The sequence below is a fragment of the Pseudomonas sivasensis genome (assembly GCF_021391435.1).
In the GTDB taxonomy this organism is placed as follows: domain Bacteria; phylum Pseudomonadota; class Gammaproteobacteria; order Pseudomonadales; family Pseudomonadaceae; genus Aquipseudomonas; species Aquipseudomonas sivasensis.
Map to the genome: position 1 here is coordinate 2,544,195 of NZ_CP090029.1, position 22,845 is coordinate 2,567,039.

21 protein-coding genes are annotated in these 22,845 nt (G+C 53.8%); 14 read left to right on the plus strand and 7 right to left on the minus strand.

Translation table 11 applies throughout. The annotated features are described in order from the left end of the window. Positions 1–3 precede the first annotated feature (3 nt). From LRO94_RS11580 to LRO94_RS11605, 6 genes are all read right to left on the minus strand, one after another. Positions 4–1,206 carry a hypothetical protein gene (locus LRO94_RS11580; RefSeq protein ID WP_155989946.1) on the minus strand — a complete coding sequence of 401 codons (1,203 nt, stop codon included), beginning with the start codon at positions 1,204–1,206 and terminating at the stop codon, positions 4–6. A 3-nt stretch (positions 1,207–1,209) separates the two neighbouring features. Further along, entirely contained in the window at positions 1,210–2,610 is a 1,401-nt protein-coding gene (locus tag LRO94_RS11585) for an ABC transporter ATP-binding protein (RefSeq protein ID WP_032885380.1), read from the minus strand. After that, a complete protein-coding gene (locus LRO94_RS11590) occupies positions 2,607–3,458 on the minus strand; it encodes an ABC transporter permease (RefSeq protein WP_032885379.1) in 852 nt (283 codons plus the stop codon). Before LRO94_RS11590 ends, LRO94_RS11585 begins: the two co-directional genes overlap by 4 nt. Before the next feature lie 5 nt (positions 3,459–3,463). Continuing rightward, positions 3,464–5,017 (minus strand): glycosyltransferase family protein, encoded by a 1,554-nt coding sequence (locus tag LRO94_RS11595; protein ID WP_032885378.1) that lies wholly within the window; start codon positions 5,015–5,017, stop codon positions 3,464–3,466. 223 nt (positions 5,018–5,240) lie between these two features. After that, positions 5,241–5,657 carry a hypothetical protein gene (locus tag LRO94_RS11600; protein ID WP_032885377.1) on the minus strand — a complete coding sequence of 139 codons (417 nt, stop codon included), beginning with the start codon at positions 5,655–5,657 and terminating at the stop codon, positions 5,241–5,243. A gap of 25 nt (positions 5,658–5,682) precedes the next feature. Beyond that, positions 5,683–6,750 carry a nucleotidyltransferase family protein gene (locus LRO94_RS11605; RefSeq protein WP_032885376.1) on the minus strand — a complete coding sequence of 356 codons (1,068 nt, stop codon included), beginning with the start codon at positions 6,748–6,750 and terminating at the stop codon, positions 5,683–5,685. 695 nt (positions 6,751–7,445) lie between these two features. On the opposite strand from LRO94_RS11605, the gene LRO94_RS11610 reads away from it, so the two are divergent. From LRO94_RS11610 to cysC, 12 genes are all read left to right on the plus strand, one after another. After that, positions 7,446–8,426 (plus strand): NAD-dependent 4,6-dehydratase LegB, encoded by a 981-nt coding sequence (locus LRO94_RS11610; RefSeq protein WP_032885375.1) that lies wholly within the window; start codon positions 7,446–7,448, stop codon positions 8,424–8,426. Between the two features lie 8 nt (positions 8,427–8,434). Next, positions 8,435–9,586 carry a LegC family aminotransferase gene (locus LRO94_RS11615; RefSeq protein WP_032885374.1) on the plus strand — a complete coding sequence of 384 codons (1,152 nt, stop codon included), beginning with the start codon at positions 8,435–8,437 and terminating at the stop codon, positions 9,584–9,586. Further along, a complete protein-coding gene (neuC, locus tag LRO94_RS11620) occupies positions 9,583–10,737 on the plus strand; it encodes a UDP-N-acetylglucosamine 2-epimerase (protein WP_032885373.1) in 1,155 nt (384 codons plus the stop codon). Before LRO94_RS11615 ends, neuC begins: the two co-directional genes overlap by 4 nt. A 3-nt stretch (positions 10,738–10,740) precedes the next feature. After that, complete coding sequence (neuB, locus tag LRO94_RS11625; RefSeq protein ID WP_032885372.1) at positions 10,741–11,826, plus strand: N-acetylneuraminate synthase; 1,086 nt, start codon at positions 10,741–10,743, stop codon at positions 11,824–11,826. Next, positions 11,823–12,509, plus strand: a complete 687-nt coding sequence (locus LRO94_RS11630; RefSeq protein WP_179179187.1) for an acetyltransferase — start codon at positions 11,823–11,825, stop codon at positions 12,507–12,509. The genes neuB and LRO94_RS11630 overlap by 4 nt, the downstream gene beginning before the upstream one ends. Before the next feature lie 409 nt (positions 12,510–12,918). After that, on the plus strand, positions 12,919–14,232 hold the full coding sequence (locus LRO94_RS11635; protein WP_032885370.1) for an N-acetyl sugar amidotransferase: 1,314 nt from the start codon (positions 12,919–12,921) through the stop codon (positions 14,230–14,232). Next, positions 14,229–14,990, plus strand: coding sequence for an imidazole glycerol phosphate synthase subunit HisF (hisF, locus tag LRO94_RS11640; RefSeq protein ID WP_179179186.1), 762 nt, complete (start codon positions 14,229–14,231; stop codon positions 14,988–14,990). Before LRO94_RS11635 ends, hisF begins: the two co-directional genes overlap by 4 nt. Continuing rightward, positions 14,983–15,633, plus strand: a complete 651-nt coding sequence (hisH, locus tag LRO94_RS11645; RefSeq protein ID WP_032885368.1) for an imidazole glycerol phosphate synthase subunit HisH — start codon at positions 14,983–14,985, stop codon at positions 15,631–15,633. The genes hisF and hisH overlap by 8 nt, the downstream gene beginning before the upstream one ends. Next, a complete protein-coding gene (locus LRO94_RS11650) occupies positions 15,630–16,346 on the plus strand; it encodes an acylneuraminate cytidylyltransferase family protein (RefSeq protein WP_032885367.1) in 717 nt (238 codons plus the stop codon). Before hisH ends, LRO94_RS11650 begins: the two co-directional genes overlap by 4 nt. A gap of 223 nt (positions 16,347–16,569) precedes the next feature. Beyond that, entirely contained in the window at positions 16,570–17,601 is a 1,032-nt protein-coding gene (locus LRO94_RS11655) for an acyltransferase family protein (RefSeq protein WP_081797632.1), read from the plus strand. 105 nt (positions 17,602–17,706) lie between these two features. Further along, positions 17,707–18,663 carry a sulfotransferase gene (locus LRO94_RS11660; protein WP_032885365.1) on the plus strand — a complete coding sequence of 319 codons (957 nt, stop codon included), beginning with the start codon at positions 17,707–17,709 and terminating at the stop codon, positions 18,661–18,663. A gap of 118 nt (positions 18,664–18,781) precedes the next feature. Next, on the plus strand, positions 18,782–19,402 hold the full coding sequence (cysC, locus tag LRO94_RS11665; protein ID WP_032885364.1) for an adenylyl-sulfate kinase: 621 nt from the start codon (positions 18,782–18,784) through the stop codon (positions 19,400–19,402). A 22-nt stretch (positions 19,403–19,424) separates the two neighbouring features. On the opposite strand, the gene LRO94_RS11670 is transcribed toward cysC, so the two are convergent. Further along, positions 19,425–20,306, minus strand: coding sequence for an EamA family transporter (locus tag LRO94_RS11670; protein WP_032885363.1), 882 nt, complete (start codon positions 20,304–20,306; stop codon positions 19,425–19,427). A 103-nt stretch (positions 20,307–20,409) separates the two neighbouring features. Here LRO94_RS11670 and LRO94_RS11675 point away from each other — a divergent pair, with 103 nt between their 5' ends. Next, positions 20,410–21,192 carry an AraC family transcriptional regulator gene (locus LRO94_RS11675; RefSeq protein ID WP_032885362.1) on the plus strand — a complete coding sequence of 261 codons (783 nt, stop codon included), beginning with the start codon at positions 20,410–20,412 and terminating at the stop codon, positions 21,190–21,192. Between the two features lie 94 nt (positions 21,193–21,286). Further along, positions 21,287–22,840 carry a DUF726 domain-containing protein gene (locus LRO94_RS11680; protein ID WP_179179185.1) on the plus strand — a complete coding sequence of 518 codons (1,554 nt, stop codon included), beginning with the start codon at positions 21,287–21,289 and terminating at the stop codon, positions 22,838–22,840. The last annotated feature ends 5 nt before the right edge of the window (positions 22,841–22,845 follow it).

Below are 22,845 nucleotides of genomic sequence, written 5' to 3' on the forward strand. Positions count from 1 at the left end.
TATTTAGTTCTTAAGATGTTGGGGGAAGTGCAGCTGTGGCATATGTAGTTTTTTTAGTATTTGTTTGTTTGCGATGGTCATATATTCTTTATGGGCTGGCCTGAAGAACATGTCTATGTTTTCTGCAGTGAGTGCGTGAATGAGATTAGGGGCTTGCAATAAACTCAACAGCGCTGATGCTGATGAAACGGAAATAATGCCGCACGTTTCGAGTACTTGACTTAGAAACTCAATAGGCAAGCAATCCAGGCTGTCAGGAAGTTTCTTTGCGTTATAGTTTTCAAGACGCCGTAATAACTGCGTGACGAAGACAGCAGGCGTGCCCGCATGCTTTTTAATGTAAATTGTCCCGCCCGGTAATACGTGCTCACTGCAGATCTGGACATACAATTCGAGCTCATCCGACTCGCTCGTCAATTTACTGCTCGTGAAGTTGCTGAGGATGAGCACCCAAGTAGGTTCTGTTTTCGACCTTGCACCAATTTCCTGTTCAAGCTGGAGTACAGGCGCGAAAAACTGCTTCAGCGTGGTGAGCGTCTGTACGAGGATTTCGGTAGGTATGATGGTGTGCTTAGGGTGGGGAAGGGTGCGGTCCAGGTCATCAAAATCGATCACGGTCAACGCCGTCTCTGCTGCAATCCATTCGGCGGCGATGTTGACGCGGGTGAACCAAAAAAAATGCTTCAGCCCGCGAAGGCTGATATCAAAAGTCGGCGCAGGGGGCTTTATATTTGGATAGAGAAAGCCAGGGGAGTCTCCATAACAAATATTTCGTTTTGCTGATAGAGCCTGCATGAATGCCTGCGCAGTATGTTCGGAGCTGGCATCGTGCGAGTAATAAAACGCGGCACATTCTCCAGGAGTGATGTTCAAATACTCCCTGAGCCACTCTGCACGTTTTGACAATTTTCGGTAAGCGGAGAGCGGTCCTTTACGTTCCTTCAGTGATGGCAGCACTCCGGTGATGAACGGGAAGCTTTTGAGTGCGGCATCAAAAAATTGCCGACTTTTTGAGTTCGGCGAGTGGTCCATCAGTTGATAGGACCACAGCACTAGAGTGGCCGGGGTTTCTCTTGCAATATTCCTGGATTCTCTATCGAAACGAAGCGCGCAGAGAGCATGTAAAAGTTGATGTGGAGACGAGATCAAAATGACCTCTTTCCCCGCGGATGCGGGGGAAAGAGTGTGTGCATTGTCCACGATCACTGACTAGCGCGCCTGACGGTTTACGGGCAAATCAACATCCCACGATAGGTGAGGCCGCACCATGCAGTTGGGCCATGCGTTGGGCCAGTTCCCACGAACTCCGGTGGGTTCACTGTCATCGGCAACCGTGAAGCTGATGACCGCCTGCTTCATGATCCGGTGATCGATTTCAGCGCCAGGCCACAGTTCGACATCGACACGATAGTCTCCAACATTGAGCAACGGCGACTTAACAGTGCAACGCTCGATATGTTGGCCCACGGCCCTGACATCCGTGCCGGTGTACAGGTTGTCCATGCTCACCAGTACATAATGGCCCGCCAAGTCCTTCAGGTGCAGGTGCACATTAATCGGCCATTTCGCCTCAAGAACCGTGAACTTGACTTCGATAACAAACTCTTCCTTCACGTCAAATTCGGGACTCGGATTGCCGTTTTGATCAAGAACCATGATCGAGTCGAGTCTTACGCAGTCGTCAAACAGCGGCGCGTTGGCCTCAGCCCACGTCACTGCCGGTGTCAGTTGAATGCCTGAGCGTATATAAGAGCGGGTGATGTCTGAGACACTTTGCGTAGAAATTTGTTTGTCTTCGACGCTTTTCGGCAGTTCGATTTTGCTGTCGTTAACAATGCGGCCGTGAGCCATATGTACGGCTCTATTGCAAATGCGGTTGACAGCATCCATGTCGTGGCTGACAAACAGCAGTGTGCGTCCCTGGTCGGCTACTTGAAGCATTTTTTCGGTGCAGCGTCTCTGAAACGCAGCATCACCTACCGCCAACACTTCATCGACGATGAGAATCTCGGATTCAAGGTGGGCCGCTACGGAAAAGGCGAGGCGCACATACATGCCTGAGGAATAGCGCTTCACCGGCGTGTCAATCAGTTCGCCGAGTTCCGAGAACTCGATAATTTCCTCGATACGACGGCTGATTTCCTGAGGTTTCATGCCCATGATCGAGCCGTTCAGGTAGATGTTTTCGCGGCCACTGAGATCGCCGTGAAATCCTGTTCCGATCTCCAGAAGGCTGATCAATCGTCCACGGAAACGAAAGCCGCCATGGGAGGGCGATGTGATTCTGGACAAGATCTTTAGCAGTGTGCTTTTGCCACAACCGTTGGGACCGATAATACCGACTCGATCACCTTGCTTTATCTCCAGGTCCACGTCCTTCAGAGACCAGAAATGGTTGGGTGGCGCATCTTGGGTCTGCATGGCGTCGAGAATGGTGTGCGATTCGTGAGTGGTTTCCACCGGTTTCGCAGTTTTCGACTTTTGCAGTGGGTTAATCACTCGGCCGAGCATCCACCGAATACGCATATTGATCATTTCGGCGGCGGTAACGTTGGACTTGCCAATCCGATAAAGTTTGGAAACGTTCTCGCAACGAATAGCCCATGTCATAGGGTGTCTACCACATTTTTATCGAAGTGCTGGAATATAAACACGCCAACCGAGAAGCAAGTCACTGCAATGGCAATGAGCGTAAGCAGGGTGGATTGTGCGGGCCAGTGGCCGTGCATGGCGTCACGGTAACCGGTAATCACCAGCGAGAGTGGGTTGACTGCATACCAGGGTTTTGCCCAAGGCGGGACAGCCGAGACCGGGTAAATAGCAGGTGTTGAGTAATAAAAAAGTTGTAAGGCCAGGGGCACCAAGTGTTTTACGTCTCGATACTTGGCATTTAAAGGCGCGAGCATCAGGCCTATGCCCAGGCCTGTCATGAGTGTACAGGCCAGTAGCAACGGCATGATGAGCAACAACTGAATTGTCCAAACGTCATAGATAATGGCGAAAGGCGTAATCAGTAACGTGTAGGCGATCAGGAAGTCAACGGCGGCGCCTACGGCGTAAGCCCCGCCAATAAGGAGGCGAGGGAAGTAGACTTTGGTGATCAGGCCTGCGTTGCCTTCGATCATCTGAACCGAGGGGTTGAGGACGTTCATGAAGGCGTACCAGGGTATGACCGCCACCAGGTAAAACATAATGGTGGGGAGCCCATCAGTTGGCACCTTGACCATGATGCCGAACACGATAACGAATACGCCAACGGTAATGAGTGGGGTCAGAACGACCCACCCCAATCCGAATATCGTTTGTGTGTAACGTCCCTTCAGATCCCGCTTGCAGAATACCCACAACAGTAATCGAAAATCCCATAGGGTTCTGATCAGTCCGCGAAGGTCGAAACGGCGGGAATTGTTGACAACCGTTTCCTTGAGCGGCGGGCGGATTTTTTCTTCGGTACTCATTAGGGTCAGGTTCTGGTTGAGGGGGTGGAGAGAGGCTGAGCGCTTGTCAGTTCGTCGAACAGCTTGATAATTCTCGCCATCGATTTACCGTCATGCAGGCCCCATTCATGAGCACATTCAATTTGATTGGCTCGTGCCTCGGCGTACGCTTCCTTGTTGTCAGTCAATTGCTCCAGACTCGATTGGAATACGCTGTAGCGGTTGGTCGTAATAAGGCCTTTCGCGTTATCGAAGTCGGTATAGCCGTAGTCATAGCAGTCGTAGTTGATGGCTGGAATTCCACATGCCGTGGCCCAGCGCAGCGTGGACGACACGCACGCGACAAACAGGTCGCACGCGGGAACGAGTTCAAGTGTGTCGATATCGGTCACCCGGTGATGCAGGCGATAGGGCCTGAGGACTTCACTCAAAAGCTCGGGGTCGGTGACGGGGTGTGGACGAATTATCACATTGAAATCAGTAAAGCGACTGACGCTTGCGAGGGCTTTTGCCCAGGCCTTGCAAAGTGACTTGTAGTCCTGGAACTCCATTGGGATGCTGCGTGAGCCATATTGGTCGGTGGGCCAGGCACAGACGAGCAAAGGCTTGGTAGGATCCAGACGCAGTCGTCGGAAAATGCGCTCGCGGGCGGTTTGCGACTCTCGTGCGGCATGCATAACGTCGTCGTATGCAGCCCCCGTCAAGCGCAACTGGTGCTCCGGGAATAGCATACGGCGATAGTAACGCTCCATTTCCGGGCTTTCGACGGCGATGCAGGTGACGCTGCTGTTATTGGGGATCCAAGGATGTTCCGGCGCAAAACCGAAGGCTTCCAGCAAAAATATGTGCTGACCGGGCAGGCGAAGGAGTTTCTTCGAGGCGTAGTAGTTGACCCAGTGTGGAAACAGAAACGCTGCAAGTTTGTTAAGGATATTCCTGTCCGCTTCGTACATCGGTTTGTCGGAAAGGCTTTCGACCATTTCTTTGGCCGTGCCTACGGCGAACGGGACGATCAGTGTTGGGACGTTATCTTTGTTGCAGATTTTCGTCAGCAGGGTATTCACCGATCCTGGGAATTCCTGACCGAAAACCACCATTGAAGGCTTGAGGACGTTGTACAACTGGCGCGCGTAGTTATACGGCTGGAAACTTTTGCTGTTGGCTTTTTCGGCGCGCTTTTGCTTGGAGCGAGTGGCGAAGTCATGCAGCTTGAAAAATGGACTGAGCACTGTCGTTAGAACAAGGCCGGCCCATGTAAATGCACGCCCTTTGGGATTGGTCTTTTGCACCAAGGAGTGAGGTATGTAACCGTTTTCAAGCTCCTTCGCGATTTTTTCATACTTTATCGACAGTGGAGAGCGCTTCAGCGGGCGCCCTGGGTAATAAGCACCGAAGCCGTTCATGCGGCAAAACGCACGGTCAGGCTTGAGGTTGATATAGCCCGCTTGTACGAAAAGGAAGCTGACGTCGTAACCAGCCGTCTTGGCAGCTATTGCGACACGGCGAAGCTCGACGAACTCCCCGGCTTCGTTTACGACAAAAAGCACATTTTTGCCAGGGAGTGGAGAGCCCAATTTCATTCCTCACCTTTTGTTGCGTGCATCGTCCTGACATCTCCGTCGCTAAGCTAATGAAGTCGTTACGTGTTGGAAAAAATAGAGTAGGAATTCTTTCTCAAAAAGCACGGCTTGCAGGCCTTTGAGCGTTCCCGTCAACCTTATGCACAATTCGTTGTGCCGTCGAAGTCGGGTCACTCAGCGTGAGCGCCCGCTCGACCGCAACACTTTTTGGATGGATTGCTATCTATTTAGCATCCTTGATTGCCGCTGTGGCACGCAATTTAGCGCTCTTAGCCTTTTGGGCTGCGTCTTTCGCAACTTGCGACTGTGGAGCTGCTGCAGAGGCGGCCGATGCAAGCTCTACGTAGGCGTTAAGCCTCAGCATTGCCGACTCTGGCGAGGACTTGATTTCAGACAGCGCTTTTTCGGACGCTTGCATTGCAGCGACGGCAACGGTTTCCGGAGACTTCGCGGCCAGTTGTGCAGCGCCTTCAGGCGAGGACAGTGCGAGTTCAAGCGCCTGATTCTCAAGGGTTACTGCAGGGGCCGCTTTGGCTGGTCTGCCGAGAGCCTGCGCTTGTTTGTCGGAGGCTTGATCGCAGCCAGCAAGGCTGCCAGCGGTGGCGGTCAAAATAGTCAGAAGCAAAAGCATTTTTTTCATGGAAAATTCACTGTGCTGTTTGGCGTTAGTTTGCAGGCTGCCTTTCGGTTTTTTGCGCAGACCATTCGTGTTGTGCTCGTTCGAATTCTTCGATACGACCAATGTCGAGCCAGTACTCACGCAGGGGAAATGCCGCAGTGGCTCTTTTGGATGCGATCAAGTCCTCGAACATGGTGGGCATGTCGTAAAAGGTACCTTCGGGAATCTGGTCGAGCACCGAGGGTGAAATGGCGTAGATTCCGGCATTGACGTAAAAACTGTGTATCGGTTTTTCATCAATGCCGGTAATGGCTGAACCATCGACCTTCACAACCCCGTAGGGCACCTGAAAGTCGTACTCGCGTACTGTCATTGTGGCTTCGGCGTTGTGATCTTCATGAAACTGCAACAAGTCGTCGAAACGCGCATGAGTCAAGAGATCGCCATTCATCACCAGAATAGGGTGTTCGGGGCGTTTGGGCAGTAGCGACAAGGCGCCTGCTGTACCTAGTCGTTTGTTTTCTTCCAGGTAGCGAATTCGCACACCCCATTTGCTGCCATCCCCAAAGTGGTTGCGTACCACTTCAGCGAGGTAGTTGACGGAGAGAAAGAAGTTGCGAAATCCTTGCTCGATGAAACTCTCCAGAATGCACTCCAATATGGGCTTTCCGGCAATCATCAGCATCGGTTTTGGGCAGTGTTCTGTCAGGGGGCGCAGGCGTTGTCCCAGGCCGCCAGCCATTAACACCACCCAGTTTGGGCGCTCAAGTATTCCCGTGAGGGCATCGAGCGTGGCTAAACCCACCACGCGCTGTTCATCATCCAGCAGCGGCAGATGGTGTAAAACACCTCGGCGCATCAGGTTCAATTGTTCGTTGCTGGAAGATGTTGCGTGAGCAGTCTGCGGCGCCTCGTTCATCACTTCGGCAACCGGCGTCTCCAGATGGACTTCCTTAAGGATTGCTCGGCGGACGTCACCGTCGCTGAGTAATCCGACCAGTTTTTCGTCATCATCCAACACCAGTGCCATTTGCATCCCGCAGGCGTCGATGCGAACAATCGCTTCGCGCAACGGAGTGTTGGGCGAGACTACGGTATCTCTCCAATCCTTCACTTTATCGACTTCCTAATCTGACTGGAGTGCCTCGGAGCAGAGCGTCCCTGTCTACTGTATCTATATTGCTCCGAATATTTTGAACAGCCGAACTGTAGCGCAGCCGCAGCTGTTAAACAGGGGCGCAATAAGCCTACACGACAGGTCTCGTAAGTCAACAAGAGTGATCAGTGTGCGGTTCACGCATGCGCAACGTAAGCCACTTATGCTGCTTTTTGTAGGAAGAGTGGCGAGGGATGTTTTTCGGCGCTCTTTGAGCTGGTATGATCAGCCAATCATTGCAGGGATGCATGCTCACCGATTTCTTGCGAGACGCTTTTCAGGCGGCTCGTGACTGATCCTGGCAAAGCTCCCTTGGCGTAAAGTAATGGGAGCCTCCCCCCTGTTTGATTTTTTACACCACCTCTGGTTTCGCTGCGTCGTAGGCTGCGCTGTGTCATGGTTGCTGCCGGATACTTGTTGGGCGACTAATGGCGCAAGCCGGGCTGTTCAGTGCAAGATGTGCTCCCTCTGATGGCATTGCCTTGCGGGTTGCCAGCCAGGCTATCTCTATGCGGCTCGGTGCGGTGTGGTATGCGCGTGCTTTTGCACGTGTCGCAATTTTTGAAGCAGGATCCGTTTGTAGGACTCTTGCGTAACTGTTTTTTGTGTCTTGGGCTCTGGGGCTTCGGGACAAGTACGTTAAGGGTTGAACGATGACTACAGTTTTAGTGACCGGCGCGGATGGGTTCATTGGCTCGCATTTGACCGAGCTGCTCGTGCGTGAAGGTTATAATGTAAAGGCGCTGTCTCAGTATAACTCCTTCAACTATTGGGGTTGGCTCGAGGATGTCGATTGCCTGTCTCGTATTGAGGTGCTCAATGGTGATGTGCGTGACCCGCACTATTGCAAGCACATCACTAAAGGTGTCGACATCGTTTTTCACCTGGCTGCGCTGATTGCTATTCCTTATTCCTACGTCGCTCCAGACAGTTATGTAGATACTAATGTCAAAGGCACTTTGAATATTTGCCAGGCGGCATTGGAAAACGGCGTAAAGCGCATTATCCATACCTCGACCAGTGAGGTGTACGGCACTGCCCAGTATGTGCCTATCGATGAGAAGCACCCGCTTCAGGCGCAGTCGCCGTACAGCGCTTCAAAAATCGGCGCTGATGCAATGGCAATGAGCTTTTTCAATGCATTTGATCTGCCATTGACGATTGCGCGCCCATTTAACACCTACGGTCCTCGCCAGTCTGCTCGGGCGGTTATCCCCACCATCATCAGTCAGATTGCCGCCGGGCAGAAACAGATCAAGCTGGGTGATGTAACGCCGACTCGCGACTTCAACTACGTCGCCGATACGTGCCGTGGGTTCCTGGAATTGGCTCGTTGCGAGCAAGCCATCGGTGAAACGGTGAACATCGGTTCGAATTTTGAGATTTCGGTAGGTGATACGCTCAATCTTATTCGCGAGTTGATGAATAGCGATGTTGAGTTCCTGACGGATGACCAGCGCCTGCGTCCAGAGAAATCTGAAGTTTTCCGCTTGTGGTGTGATAACTCAAAGATCCACGCTCTTACCGGTTTTGAGCCTGAGTATTCGATTCGCCAAGGCCTGGAAAAAACGGTTGAGTGGTTCTCCCAGCCTCAAAACCTCAGCAAATATAAAGCCAATATTTATAACGTTTGAGGCTCGAAATGTTTGATGCCCTGGTTCGGTTTGTACGCGATCAATACGGAACAAATGAGTTCATTCCGTTGCATGCCCCGGTGTTCTCCGGTAACGAGAAAAAGTATGTAGCAGACACGATCGAATCGACCTTCGTCTCCAGCGTTGGTGCCTTTGTAGATCGTTTCGAGAAGGACATGCAGGTTTACACTGGCAGTGAGCGCGCCGTAGCTACCGTGAACGGTACCGCTGCGTTGCACATAGCTCTTTTGTTGGCGGGCGTTAAGCCGGGTGATCTGGTCATCACTCAGTCCCTGACATTTGTAGCTACATGCAATGCCATTGCCTATTGTGGCGCTCAACCTGTATTCGTTGATGTCGATCGTGAGACCTTGGGCCTTTCGCCGACAGCCCTGGATGCGTGGCTTGAGTCCGAAGCGTTTATCGACGCCGACGGCGTTTGCCGCTTGCGAAGTGACGACCGCGCACTCCGGGCCTGCTTACCAATGCATACATTTGGCCATCCCGTAGCGCTTGATGCGCTCATGGAGGTCTGTGCTCGTTGGGGGCTGGCGTTGGTGGAGGATGCGGCCGAGTCTCTAGGCAGTACTTATAAAGAGCGTCATACCGGCACATTCGGGTTGATTGGCACGCTCAGCTTCAATGGCAACAAGATCATTACCACTGGCGGTGGCGGTATGCTGCTGACCAACGAGGTACTGGGTGCCAAAGCCAAGCATCTTACGACCACTGCCAAACAGCCTCATGCCTACGAATATGTTCATGATGAAGTGGGCTACAACTACCGGTTGCCTAACCTTAATGCGGCCCTGGGTTGTGCGCAGTTGGAACAGTTGGATTCATTCCTCGTATCCAAGCGAAAGCTGGCAATGAATTACAAGCATGAGTTGGCACAAACCGACTTGCAGTTTTTTACCGAGCCGGCGCATGGCAAATCCAATTACTGGTTGAACGCGGTTATTTGCAATGACAGGACGCAGCGTGACGCGCTGCTGAAAGCAACCAACGACAGTGGTGTCATGACTCGGCCGATCTGGAAATTGATGAGCCATTTGCCCACTTACGAGCATTGCTTGAAGGGCGACCTGACTAACTCGCATTGGCTGGAGGCGCGTATCGTTAACCTGCCCAGCAGCGTGCCGCCTGCGGGTCGCTTATGACACGTCGCGTCGCCGTATTTACCGGGACTCGGGCTGAGTACGGCTTGCTGTACTGGCTGATGAAAGGCATTCAGGCCAGCGAGCTGCTTGAGCTGCAAACCATTGTCAGTTGCATGCACCTTTCTCCTGAGTTTGGAGAGACCTGGCGACAAATCGAGCACGATGGTTTTGCCATCGACGCCAAGGTCGAGATGCTTTTATCCTCCAATACCGACGTCGGCGTGGCCAAGTCGATGGGATTGGGTACGCTGGGATTTGCTGATGCCCTGGATCGGTTGCGCCCTGAGATGTTGGTGGTACTGGGTGACCGATTCGAGGCGCTGAGTATTGTTCAGGCGGCGTTGGTCATGCGCATTCCTGTCGTTCATTTGCACGGTGGGGAGCTGACGGAGGGCGCATATGATGATGCCATTCGCCATGCAATCACGAAAATGGCATACCTGCATTTCGTGGCGGCTGAGCCCTACCGGCAGCGTGTCATTCAGATGGGTGAAAGCCCCGAGCGGGTCTTTAATGTCGGAGCGGTTGGGCTTGATCACATTAAGCGCACGCCGCTTATGTCGGCACACGAATTAAGTGAGAGCCTTCAGTTTGATGTGGATGCACCGCTCATCCTGGTCACTTACCACCCGGTCACGGCGTTGACAGAGGATCCAGTTGAAAGCTTCAACGCCTTATTGCTGGCCCTGGAGGAATTCGCGGATTATCGCGTCATTCTGACCTACCCGAATGCCGATAACGGTGGTCGCGCGATCATTCCGTTGCTGGAGGATTTTGCTGGGCGTCATCCTGATCGGGTCCTGGCGATCCCTTCATTGGGTTTTCGTCGCTACCTCAGTGTCGTCGCACGCGCTTCAGCGGTTGTCGGCAACTCTTCCAGTGGGATCATCGAAGTACCGTCTTTTGGTGTGCCGACCGTCAATATTGGCATGCGTCAGGCCGGCCGGCTTTGCGCGGACTCGGTGTTGGCCTGCCCGCCCGATAAAGACGCCATCGTCGCGGCGCTTGCGTTGGCGCTGAGTGCGCCATTTGCGCAGTCTTGCAGGGAAACAACCAACCCGTATGGGCAGGGTGAAGTCGCCGAGGCTATTGTGGCCGTTCTTGAAACTTGTGACCTATTGAGTCACAAAACATTTCATGATTTGAGTTGACGTATGAAACTACCCAAAAAAGATGCGGTGTACGTTATTGCTGAAGCTGGTGTAAACCATAATGGTGAGCGCGAGTTGGCATTTGAACTGGTCGACCTGGCCGCGAGCGCTGGGGCAGATGCGGTAAAGTTCCAGACGTTCGATGCGCGCAAATTGGCATCTGCAAGTGCTCCCAAGGCCTTGTATCAGCAGGAAACGACCGACGCGGCTGAAAGCCAGTTGGCGATGCTGCAGAAGCTTGAACTGCCGCGCGCCTGGCACGCTGATTTGCAAAGCCATGCCAAAGCCCGTGGCATTGAGTTCATCAGCACTGCTTTTGATAGCGATAGCCTGGATTTTCTGTGTTCGCTGGATATTCCATTCTTCAAGGTTCCTTCGGGGGAGCTGACCAACGGACCGTTGCTTTGGCAGTTTGCCAGGACCGGGAAGGCACTCATTCTGTCGACGGGCATGGCGACACTGAGTGAGGTCGAGCAAGGTCTGGCTATCGTTGCGCACGCACTGTGTAATCAAACCGAACCGGCACATATGGATGAAGTTTGGCGGTGCTGGAGTGATGATGAGGCAAGAGGCCGATTGGCCGGCCATGTCACGCTGTTGCACTGTACTTCGCAATACCCTACGCCTATGGCGGAAGTTAACCTTCGGGCCATGGATACGCTGAAAGAAGCGTTCGGGCTTGAAGTCGGGTACTCGGACCATACGGAAGGATTACTGGTGCCCGTCGCCGCGGTCGCTCGTGGTGCGACCGTAATCGAAAAACATTTCACGCTGGATCGTTCCATGCCGGGCCCGGATCACAAGGCATCGCTGGAGCCCGCTGAGCTTGCTGACATGGTAAGGCAGATAAGGGCGCTGGAACTGGCCCTCGGGAAGCCGGGAAAATCGCCACAACCCAGTGAATGGGATACCCGCAAGGCTGCTCGTCAGCAGGTAGTGGCGGCGCGCGAAATTACTTCGGGTCAGCGGTTCGCCCGCGCCGATCTGACCACGGCGCGCTCTGGCAGCGGCTTGCCTGCGACTGAGTTGTGGCAGCGAGTCGGAGCAGTGGCTTCGCGCAACTATCGCGCCGGTGAGATCATCGAATGACGGAGTCTGGTCGCGACGTTTCCCTGCTTCCATTTGTCATTCTTGGCGCCGGGGGGCACGCGAAAGTGTTATTGGCGCTGCTTCAGTCGATGGGGGCGGTGGTGAAAGGGGTCTGCGATCCCGTTCTGGCGCAGAGTGGTATCGAGTTCTGGCGGGGTGTAAGGGTGTTGGGGGGTGACGAGGCGCTTAATGGGCTGGATCCTACCCAGGTGGCATTGGTCAATGGTCTGGGACAAGTTGTCGGCAGCGATCGCCGGATGAAGGTCTTTATGGAGCTGACCGCCAAGGGCTATACGTTTCCAGCACTTCTGCACTCGGCAGCATGGATCGACTCCACTGTAGTGCTGGAGGCGGGTGCCCAAGTCATGGCCGGGGCAGTGATTCAGCCCGATTCCGTCATAGGTGCCAACACGATCATAAATACCGGGGCCAGGGTCGATCACGACTGTATAATCGCAAGTCATGTTCACATCGCTCCCGGGGCTGTTTTATGCGGTGGAGTCAAGGTGGCGACTGGCGCATTTGTTGGCGCAGGTTCCACCACCCTGCAAGGCCTTAGTATTGGCGAGAGCGCCATCGTGGCGGCGGGAAGTACGTTGGTCAGGGACCTGCAAGCAGGGCATTTGGTGGTGAGTTCTCCAATGCGGATTCGTGAGTCGAAATTTAAAGTTGAGCCAAAATAATCATGAGCTCAATTGACCAACTTCCTCTGGAAAAATGCGCTTGTCGGGCCCTTGGTCGCAACCCATGAAGTGGGCTGCGCAAGCATTGTGCGTCTGACGCATGCCAGTGGCGTTCAACAGTTTCCAGTTGATATCAGTCAACACGGTAGGAAAAAACGTTAAGCGACTGAAGATGCAAAATTAATGGCCTCCATGAGAGGCCGATAAACCGAATACACGTAAGCGCTGGTATCTACGTGTGGACCCCGCTTTAATCGATGAAATCGTTTATTTTGGGGGTCAGAGCGATATACCACTGTTGTTCGAGCGCGTGCAGCATGCGGGGCGTAAGCGATACAGACCCAGCGACCCGCTGTTGGTACGTACAAGTACACTGTTCAATAAATAATTTCGTGATTGGAGATTGGTTTTGAAAATTGCCCCGAGTTCATCTATAGATCTTTCAAGGTTCAGCAAGCCAAAAAATGAACTGGAAGTTTATTACGGGTTGCCGCGCGACGTTAAGTTCTGCAAAAAGTGCAACATGTCGAACCAGCAGCCGATGTCGAGCAATGAGTACGCGCACAGCAATGGCTCGACCAAGACAACCTTGAGCTTCGACGAAGAGGGTGTATGTCACGCGTGCCGTTTCAACATCCTCAAGGAAGACGGTGAAATCGATTGGGACGAGCGTGAGCGCGAACTCGTCGAGTTGTGCAATCAGCATCGTAAGTCCGACGGCACCTACGACTGCATCGTCGGTGGCAGCGGTGGTAAAGACAGCGCGATGCAGTCTCACCTGCTGAAGTACAAATACGGCATGAATCCGCTGACCGTGACCTGGTCGCCGCACCTGTATACCGATATTGGTTGGAAAAACTTCCAGCAGTGGCTGCATGTCGGTGGCTTCGATAACTATCTGTATACCCCCAATGGCAAGATTCACCGCCTGCTGACCCGCAACGCGACAATCAATCTGCTCCACCCTTTCCAGCCGTTCATCCTGGGGCAGAAGACGTTCGTTGCTAAAATGGCAGCGCAACTGAATATTCCGTTGATCTTCTACGGAGAGATGCCAGGCGAGTACGGCGAAAAGATTTCCCATAAAACCTCAAGCTACGCTGCCGCCAATGAAGTAGCGGAAAGCGAGGGTTTTTCGCTGGATTATTTCGGTGGCAAAGACGTCCGCGACGTTTACCTGGGTGGCAAGAAAATTGGCGAATACCTGGACGAAGGCGTTCCGCTGGTCGACCTGAAAAGCTATCTGCCAATGCCAGCCGAAGTGCTTGAGCGCAAGGGTATCGATTTCAAATACCTGGGTTACTACAAGAAGTGGGTACCGCAGGAAGCCTACTACTACGCCGTAGAGAATACCGGCTTTGAAGCCAACCCTGTTCGCACCGAGGGGACGTACTCCAAGTACAACAGTCTCGATGACAAGGTAGATGGTTTCTTCTACTTCACACGTTGGATCAAATTCGGCGTGGGCCGCTCGATGATGGACTCTGCTCAAGAGATTCGTAACCATCACATCGACAAGGACGAAGCAATTGCTTTGATGCAGCGTTATGAAGGTGAATATCCATCGCGCTACGAAAAGGAATTCCTGGACTACATCAGCATGACCCGTGAAGAGTTCCTGGAAACATGTGATCGTTTCCGTTCTCCGCACCTGTGGCATGTGGTTGATGGCGAGTGGAAACTGCGTTACACGCCTTGGAATCCTCAGGTTAACGCTGAATGAGCAACACGCGACTGATTGCCCGCCTTGATGTGAAAGGTGCCAATCTCATTAAAGGCATTCATCTGGAGGGGCTCCGCGTAATCGGGTCCCCTAACGAACATGCTCTGCGCTATTACGAGCAGGGCATTGATGAGTTGATCTATATGGACTGCGTCGCGAGTCTTTATGGGCGCAACAGCCTGAGTGAGTTGATCAAGCAGGCGGCAGAGAATGTCTTCATTCCTCTGACCGTCGGCGGAGGTGTGCGATCGGCTGACGACGTCGCTCATCTGCTGAGGTGTGGTGCCGATAAGGTCGCCGTTAATACCGCAGCGGTCAGCAATCCGCAGTTGATCACCGAGATCGCTCGGCGCTTTGGCAGCCAATGTATGGTGTTGTCAATTGAGGCAAAAAGCGTCTCGCCGGAACGTTGGGAAGTGTTCACCGACAATGGCCGTGAAAGCACGGGTATTGACGTCGTCGACTGGGCAAAACAGGCGGCAGCGTTAGGTGCCGGAGAGATTTTGCTGACCTCGGTCGACCGCGAAGGAACGCGTAAAGGCTTCGATCTGGCACTTGTTCAGGCGGTAACCGATTCAGTCAATATTCCTGTTATTGCCAGCGGCGGTATGGGTAAAGCCCAAGATGCCGTCGAGGTGGTCAGGATGGGGGCGGATGCAGTAGCTATGGCTGACATTCTTCACTATAAGCGAGCATCGCTGGCTGACATCCGAACAGAAGCCTCTGCTGGCGGGATCCGGGTTCGAACCTATGAGTAATGTAGTAACAGTTATCGATTATGGCGTAGGTAATCTTTTTAGCGTACGTCGTGCGCTTGAGTACTGCGGTGCGACCGTAAACCTGGTATCCGATCCCGATGCGTTGAAAGACGCCACTAAGGTTCTACTGCCAGGTGTGGGGGCCTTTTCCAATGCGATGACGATGTTGTCGGCGAACGGAATGGATCAGGCAATCAAAGAGTACGCCTCATCTGGTGCGCCACTTTTCGGCATTTGCCTTGGAATGCAGCTGTTGTTGGATTGCAGCCATGAGTTTGGCCTTATCAACGGGTTGGGATTGATCCCAGGTTCCGTAGAACCGATACCTGCCGTTGATAAGAGCGGTGCGCGTCTGAAAATCCCTCATATTGGTTGGTCAGATCTGGTTTGTGCCGCAGGGCGTGCTTCCTGGGAAGGAACATTGCTGGCCTCGATAGAACCGCACAATAGCGCGGTCTATTTTGTGCACTCCTACATGGCTGTTCCTGAAGATGGTGCTCATCGCGTTGCGGATTGCCGGTACGGCGATACGGCTGTGGCGGCGGTTATCGGGCGCGACAATGTGTGGGGCGCTCAATTTCATCCGGAAAAAAGTGGCAAGGTCGGGTTGTCGATGTTGCGCGACTTTGTGGCGCTGAAATGAAAATCCTGGCAATCGTACCCGCGAGGGGCGGATCCAAACGGCTACCCGGAAAGAACATCAAGGTTCTGGGTGGGCGGCCGTTGATTGCATGGACAATTGAAGCTGCGCAGCAAAGTGGCGTTGTTACCGATGTCGTGATCTCGACGGATGATGTTGCTATTGCGGACGTTGCCCGCACGTTTGGTGGCAGTGTCCTCAGTATGAGGCCTGCGCATTTGGCCACTGATATCGCCAGCAGTTTTGACGTAGTGGTGCAGGTGCTGGATGAATATGAAACCGCTCACGGCGCCGTGGATGGTGTCATGTTGCTTCAGCCCACCTCGCCCTTTCGTTCGGCAGAATCCATTCGGCGTGCGGTATTGCAGTATCAGCAGGATGTTTCCCGCTCCGTTGTCAGTGTTGCAGCAGCCAGCTCTCATCCCGCTTGGTGTTTCAGGCTGGAAGGGGACACCATGACGCCTTTCCTTGGTTGGGAGAGCCTGTCGAAGCGATCGCAGGACCTGGAACCGGCCTACACATTGGACGGGGCCATTTACCTGCTGGCGCCAGATGTTCTTCGTGAGCAGAAGCGTTTTTTAGGCCCCGGGACCGTGCCGTTAGTAATGACGGACAGTCGCGAGTCGCTCGATATTGATACTCTCGAGGATTGGGACATTGCGGTACGCATGCTGGAACAGGCTGCGATATATGGCCTTACGCCAAGAAACGATTAAGTTTTAAAAGCCGTCATTCTCATTTGAATGGCGGTTTTTTTTGTGTGTGTGCTGGGCATTCTGGTTATTTGCAGGTGCAGCCCGCAGTGGGCGCATAATAATATGGCCAAAAAGCGTTTATCTCTTTATTCCAATAAAGTCACAAATGTCTGAATGGTATTTTGACTAATAATAAAGAAGGTAGCTTTTTGTGATTAATAGATTAACCGCTGGTCAGTCAACCATGCTCGATGCAATACGAGCGTTGGCTGCTTTTGTAGTTTTAGTAGGGCATACGTTTTCATTAGTAGTTCCTGATAGTTGGTTTGGTAAGGTGATGCCATTTCAAAGCTTGGCGGTAGTTGTGTTTTTTTGGCTTTCAGGATTTCTTATCGTCTACCAATGCTTGAGTAAGAAAAAGTACAGTTTTGGCGAGTACATGATAGATCGCTTTAGCAGGATATATGTTTTATATATTCCGGGGCTGATGATTACATTTTTGGTTTGTGTTGTTGTTTTGGGCCGTGCTCCGCCAACGGCTTGGGATTCTGTTGGGCACCTTTTTCAGCTTCAGCACACGCCTTTCGCCAGGATGATCGGAGGCGTCCCGCCTATAAATATCTATGGGGGAAACAGTGTTCTTTGGACGATAGCTATTGAGTGGTGGCTCTATGTCTTTTTCGGTATTGCCTTTTTTTGGAGGTCGATGGGAAAGATTGAGAAATCGCTTGCGGTACTGCTGTCATGCCCCGCGACACTGGTGGTGGGGTATTTCACAGTCTGGGAATCGGTAGCATGGGAGTGGTTTCTGGGTGCCGCCTGCGCAGCTATATTTGTCTATGCGCCTCAGATGGGGTGGCGGCAGGTTGTTGTCCCCCTCATGGCTGTTGTGGCTGGGATTCTCTGGAAATTTCAAAAACTCTCGCTTGCCAGTCAGATAAATATGTATGACTTACAGCTTCTAATTCTTTCGGGTGTAGGGCTGATGCTGGTCGTATTGGCAAGCAAGGATCTTCGTATTCCTTCCCCCGTCAGGTGGGTGACTGCAAAGGGTGCATATGTGTCCTATGCGTTGTATCTGACACATGAGCCGATTCGTGTTCTGGTGGCGCAATATATAGATCCATCGCGCGTGTCTAATGCCTGGCTGTCAGTATTTATATGCATTATGTTTGCTGCAATGTGCGCGTGGTTGCTGGAGAATAAACACATCACATTACGTGTCTGGCTGAAAAGAAAGTTGATCACTCCTAAGGAAGCGCTGGTTATAGGGTAGGTGACGAAACCGACCTAGGCTAACGCCGGCAGACTGCCGCGGGGCGCTAAATTTACTCATGGGGTGGCGCCGATCGTTATCGGGGTACCCTCGACAGGATATTTAATGAAGCTTATTCACATTGGCCTCCCCAAGTCAGCGTCAACTTACATACAAGCCGCGGCACAGCAGCGGGGCGACGTACAGGTGCTTCAATGGCACAATTACGCCCAGAATATTGTTCACGCGGCTTCGCTGGAAGCTTATCTAGACGGTCCGGGGGAGTCGAATATAGCGCCACACCAACCACGGGCAGATGCCCCTGTTTTCGTGAGCTGTGAAGAACTCTGCGGCTGGGCGCCGAGACCGGTAACGGCACTTGAAATTCAAACGTACCAACGCCTGGTCGCGGCGGCGCTGAAGCATGAGTTACCCGACGCTAAAGTGCTGATTGTGACAAGAAGCCCGTTGTCGTTTGTGGACAGCTACTACAATCAGGCGGTGAAAGAGGGCGCTTCTGAAAACCCTCGTGTGTTTACCGAACGCTGGCATGCCATGTTGCTCGGGTTATTGAATTACGCGAAGTTGTATGATCTTTACGCTTCCCTGTTTGGCGCATCAAACGTACTGGTTATTCCCGTAGAGTTGCTGCGTGACGACCCCGGTCGTTTCTACGACATGATTGAGGGGCACGCAGGCTTTACCTTGAGGCCTCGTTCCCCAGAGAGTATTCAACATAACCGCTCACTGACCGGGCATGAACTTCAGGCCATGCGAGTGCTGAATCGAATTGTAAAAGTACTTTCAGCAGATCAACAAGGAAAGCCCGAACCGTTCCTGCTACCTCATTTGAATTCGATAAAGCGCAGCTTTCTATCGTATTACGTTGAAAATGACCCCAACTCCATGCGACGAAGCCGACGCTTACTAAGCGCGGCTGGGGTCAGCGTAGATAAACGCCATGTCTCAACAGTACTTCTTGAGAAATGGCGTGAGGGAATTATTAGTGGCTTGGACGGATTGAGAGGGCACTCTTTTCCGAGTGAGTATTTATCCAGTTACCTGGCAGACGTTGGTGAGTGATCGCCTCACAAGTTCCTCACGACTGATGCGCCCAAGACTATTTTCTACAATCAGACGGTGCTGAGCTGAAAGCTCGGCGAGTTCTAATTCATGCGTTGGGATACGCGGGATCACGCTTATGAAATCGCCTGTCAATACCTCTAACCTGACGTCTGTCAGTCACCATGTGACCCAGGCTGAGCGCGCCCATTACATGGGGACAAAAGGCGCTGTGATTTGGTTTACGGGCCTTTCTGCGTCCGGAAAGTCGAGTTTGGCGATGGCCTTGGAGGCGCATCTACTGAGGTCTGGCTGCGCGTGCTACACACTGGATGGAGACAATATTCGCAAAGGACTTAATGCCAACCTGGGATTTTCAGAAGACGACAGGACAGAGAACATACGGCGGGTCGGTGAAGTAGCCGCACTATTTGCAGATGCGGGCATGATTTGTATCACTGCGTTTATCTCCCCCTATCGCGAAGGGCGTGCGCGCGCTCGTGCCGCAGCCGGCAACACGTCTTTCCATGAAATCTATATTGCGGCAGACCTTGCAACGTGTGAGATACGTGACCCCAAGGGTTTGTACCGCAAGGCCCGAGCCAGAGAAATTCTCGACTTCACGGGTATAGATGCGCCTTACCAGCCGCCCTTGAACCCTGATTTGATCATTGATACGGCTAACCAGACGTTCGAGCAAAGCCTTAAACAGCTAGTAGATTACGTTGCTGAGCATATTCCTACGAAAGTTGATCGTTGATGGACGGCTTTTGGGTCGAAGACTATTTTGTGTTTTCGCTCAAGCGCGGTCCGTAGCGGGGAACTAACCCCACCGCCAACCCGACGATGATGATTGCAATCGAAATCAGGTTCGGCGTGGAAACGTGCTCACCGATGATCAACATCGAACTGCTGATCCCGAATACGGGAATCAGCAACGACAGCGGCGCCACTGTGGACACGGGGTACAGTTTTAGCAGCGAGTTCCAGCCCCAGTAGGCAAAGTGCGTGGCCAGGTACACCTGGAACAGGATGGACAGTATCGCTGCCAGGTCGAGGCTGGCGTTCAAGCCTTCGAACGGGCTACTGCCATGCATCCACCAGGCCATGAGGAACAGTGGAATCGGCGGAAACAGGCTGGCCCATACCATGAACGAGAAGATCTCCTTGACCCCGGACTTCTTGATGATGACGTTGCCCACGCTCCAGGCCAGCGCACTCAATACGATCAACATCACCCCAAGGACGGCGTGGTTGCCTTCCTGAGTGGAAATGATGCCCGCCAGTCCGCTGAGCGCCAGCAAGGCGCCGACGATCTGCGCCTTGCGGATGTTCTCCTTGAACAGTAAAAAACCCCAACCCATGGTGAAGAACACGCTGAGTTGGATGATCAATGAAGCAATACCAGGGCTCACACCGATCTGGATCCCGTAGTTGATTACGCCCCACATGCCCAGCCCGAAGATAAAACCGTAGGCGGCTACGTAGCTGAACTTGACGGCGGGGCGCTTGATGAAGAACACCAGGGGCAGGGCTGCCAAGGCAAAGCGGATGCCGGTGAGCACAAAGGGGTCGACCGAGCGCAGGCCCAATTGGGTGATGGGGAAATTCACTCCCCACACCAGGGTGACGAGCACGGCTAGCGCCAAGTGTTTTTTCAGCATGGAGTGTTCCCTAGGTCATGACGCTTCTTTAAGGGCGTTGATGTTAGGGGCAGTTCGATTGGCCCGCTTGCTATGTCAGGTCAACTTTTGACAAGATCGGGCCATGATTCCAGCCTTTGATTTTTCCAGCCCTGACGCCGTGGTGACGCTACGCGAATACCCCAATGGCACTGTTTTCGAGCGGCACACGCATGCGCGTGGGCAGTTCGCCTATGCCTCCACCGGTGCGTTGAAAATGTTCACCGACCTCGGCAATTGGGTGGTGCCGCCGCAGCGGGCGATTTGGGTGCCCGGTGGTGTGCCCCATGAAATGCAGATGCGCGGGGAGGTGGTGATGCTCAATACCTACCTGAACGCCGATGCCGTCCTGCGCGCGGGGTTGCAAGCGCGCTGTCAGGTGTTTGAAGTGTCGCCCTTGCTCAGGCATTTGCTGGAGGCGGCGCTGGCTATCGATCCCTCAATGCCACTCAATGTGAGGCATCGCTGCGTGTTGACGCTGTTGATTGATGAAATCGGCGCCATGCCTGAGGTGCCCCTCAGCGCGCCATTGCCTGGCGAACCACGGCTGGCGCGGGCCTGTCAGCGTTTCCTGGAGGCGCCCACGCAAAAAATCACCCTCGACGAGATGGCTGAGTGGTCGAACATGAGTCGACGCACGTTCACCCGCCATTTCCAGGAAAGCACGGGGATGACGTTTGTGTCCTGGCGCCAGCAGGTGTGCCTGCTGGAAGCCACTGCACGCCTAAGCCATGGCGCTTCCATCACCGAGGTGGCGCTCGGGTTGGGTTTCAGCAGCTCCAGTGCGTTCACGTCGGTGTTCCGGCGCAACCTGGGGGATTCTCCGGCGCGCTACCTGGCGAACTCAAAGGCTGGCGCGCAGTTCTGAGGCCTTTGCTGCTGCCACGTCGGTCAGGATTCACCTCCCTTGGGCCTTGCCTTTGTTACTATCGCCCACCCTTGTCACCCGGAGTCACCGCCCAATGCAACACCAGTGGGATGAAATGCACCGCACCCGCAAGCCCACATTCCTACTGTGTGGCGAGCCTCAGGGGGACGTGCTCAATCTCTATGTTCACGGTTATTCGGCGTTTTTCAACCGGCAACAACTGGGCAATTTCAAGGCGCAGTTGGCGGGCATCGAAGGCTCCACCAACCTGATGCTGTTCTGGCCCGCGGGGCACTTCCTGGAAAACCTGTTTGCGCCTTTCAAGGACGTGATCGGCGCGATGCTCGGCGGCGGCAGTGTCGGCGCAGCGACCGTCGGCGTGGGCAAGGCGATTGCCTATTTCCTCGACCACTACAAAAGCGTCGAGGCGCGGGTGGACGAAGTGGCCAAGAGTTTGCTGCCGGAGCTGGCGGGTTACCTGCACGGTGAGTCGCTGAACGTGCGGCGTATCAACCTGATCGGCCATTCCCTGGGCGCGCGGATTCTGGTCAAGAGCCTCCTGGCCAGCCCTGAAACTGCGCGGGAACTGCCGTTGGACAATCTACTGCTGATGGGCGGGGCGATCTGCACGTCGAGCCCGTGGGATGAGGTGTCGGCGCCACTCAAGGGCCGGCTGATCAACTGCCACTCCAGCAAGGATTGGGCGTTGGCCATTAAGCCGGACACCGAGCGCTGCATTGGTCGTTATGCAATTGAGGTGACGCCGGCACTCAAGGCCAAGATCACCAATGTGCACTTGGCTACCTTCGATCACGCCGCCTATTGGCCGCAATTGCAGACGGTGGTGCAGTACACCGACCTGTTGCACGAGCGACGCGGCATGATTCGCTCCGACCTGCGAAGCAGCGAGGTGCGCTTTGCCGAGGAGGATGTGGAACTGTTCCCAGCCTTGGTGCAGGCGCGGCCGGAGGAGTTGAAATTCCTCGCCGAACTGATGGCGCAAAAGCGCAGTGCATCGATTGATGCCAAGGTGCGCGAGCCGCTCAAACTGGCCATCGAGTTACAGCGCATGGGCGGCGATAGCTTTATGAACCTGGCTCGTGGGCATGGCGTAAGTTATCGCCAGATCGCCGAAGACGTGGCGCAGCGCCTGGGGATCAAGTTTGACGAGTCGCTTGAAACGGTTGCGCTGGCAGACATTGAAACCCAGGTGGCGCAAAAGCTGATCGAGCAGTACAAGGACAAGCTCAGTAATGCCGACCGGCAGGTATTCGACGCCGAGCTCAAGGCGGCCGCGCAAAAAGAGCAGGGCCTGTTCAAGCGTTTCGATGTTGGGCGCTCGGCCACTACGGCTTTGAGCGGCACGGCGCTGGCGGGGCTGACCGGGTTTATCCTGCGTCGTGGGGCGGCCTCAGCGATTCCGGTGGTGGGGCAGGCACTGGCGGCCGCGATGCTGCTGGTGAGTGGTGTTCGGGCGTTTTCCGGTCCGGCGTATTCGATTACGACACTGGCGGTGTTGGTGATCGGTGTGATTCGCCAGCGCATGGAGCGTGAGGCGCTGAACCAGGAGATGGACCTCGTGGTGCAGGTGGTGGAAGCGTTTGACCTGCCACGGGACACGGTGATGCGCACGGTCGCGTCCGACTGATAAGC

Excerpts from the sequence above, each read along its gene's own strand:
- LRO94_RS11585 (WP_032885380.1), bottom strand. The coding sequence starts at position 2,610 with ATGACATGGGCTATTCGTTGCGAGAACGTTTCCAAACTTTATCGGATT.
- LRO94_RS11590 (WP_032885379.1), bottom strand. The coding sequence starts at position 3,458 with ATGAGTACCGAAGAAAAAATCCGCCCGCCGCTCAAGGAAACGGTTGTC.
- LRO94_RS11595 (WP_032885378.1), bottom strand. The coding sequence starts at position 5,017 with ATGAAATTGGGCTCTCCACTCCCTGGCAAAAATGTGCTTTTTGTCGTA.
- LRO94_RS11600 (WP_032885377.1), bottom strand. The coding sequence starts at position 5,657 with ATGAAAAAAATGCTTTTGCTTCTGACTATTTTGACCGCCACCGCTGGC.
- LRO94_RS11610 (WP_032885375.1), top strand. The coding sequence starts at position 7,446 with ATGACTACAGTTTTAGTGACCGGCGCGGATGGGTTCATTGGCTCGCAT.
- LRO94_RS11615 (WP_032885374.1), top strand. The coding sequence starts at position 8,435 with ATGTTTGATGCCCTGGTTCGGTTTGTACGCGATCAATACGGAACAAAT.
- neuC (WP_032885373.1), top strand. The coding sequence starts at position 9,583 with ATGACACGTCGCGTCGCCGTATTTACCGGGACTCGGGCTGAGTACGGC.
- neuB (WP_032885372.1), top strand. The coding sequence starts at position 10,741 with ATGAAACTACCCAAAAAAGATGCGGTGTACGTTATTGCTGAAGCTGGT.
- LRO94_RS11630 (WP_179179187.1), top strand. The coding sequence starts at position 11,823 with ATGACGGAGTCTGGTCGCGACGTTTCCCTGCTTCCATTTGTCATTCTT.
- hisF (WP_179179186.1), top strand. The coding sequence starts at position 14,229 with ATGAGCAACACGCGACTGATTGCCCGCCTTGATGTGAAAGGTGCCAAT.
- hisH (WP_032885368.1), top strand. The coding sequence starts at position 14,983 with ATGAGTAATGTAGTAACAGTTATCGATTATGGCGTAGGTAATCTTTTT.
- LRO94_RS11650 (WP_032885367.1), top strand. The coding sequence starts at position 15,630 with ATGAAAATCCTGGCAATCGTACCCGCGAGGGGCGGATCCAAACGGCTA.
- LRO94_RS11655 (WP_081797632.1), top strand. The coding sequence starts at position 16,570 with ATGCTCGATGCAATACGAGCGTTGGCTGCTTTTGTAGTTTTAGTAGGG.
- LRO94_RS11660 (WP_032885365.1), top strand. The coding sequence starts at position 17,707 with ATGAAGCTTATTCACATTGGCCTCCCCAAGTCAGCGTCAACTTACATA.
- cysC (WP_032885364.1), top strand. The coding sequence starts at position 18,782 with ATGAAATCGCCTGTCAATACCTCTAACCTGACGTCTGTCAGTCACCAT.
- LRO94_RS11670 (WP_032885363.1), bottom strand. The coding sequence starts at position 20,306 with ATGCTGAAAAAACACTTGGCGCTAGCCGTGCTCGTCACCCTGGTGTGG.
- LRO94_RS11675 (WP_032885362.1), top strand. The coding sequence starts at position 20,410 with ATGATTCCAGCCTTTGATTTTTCCAGCCCTGACGCCGTGGTGACGCTA.
- LRO94_RS11680 (WP_179179185.1), top strand. The coding sequence starts at position 21,287 with ATGCAACACCAGTGGGATGAAATGCACCGCACCCGCAAGCCCACATTC.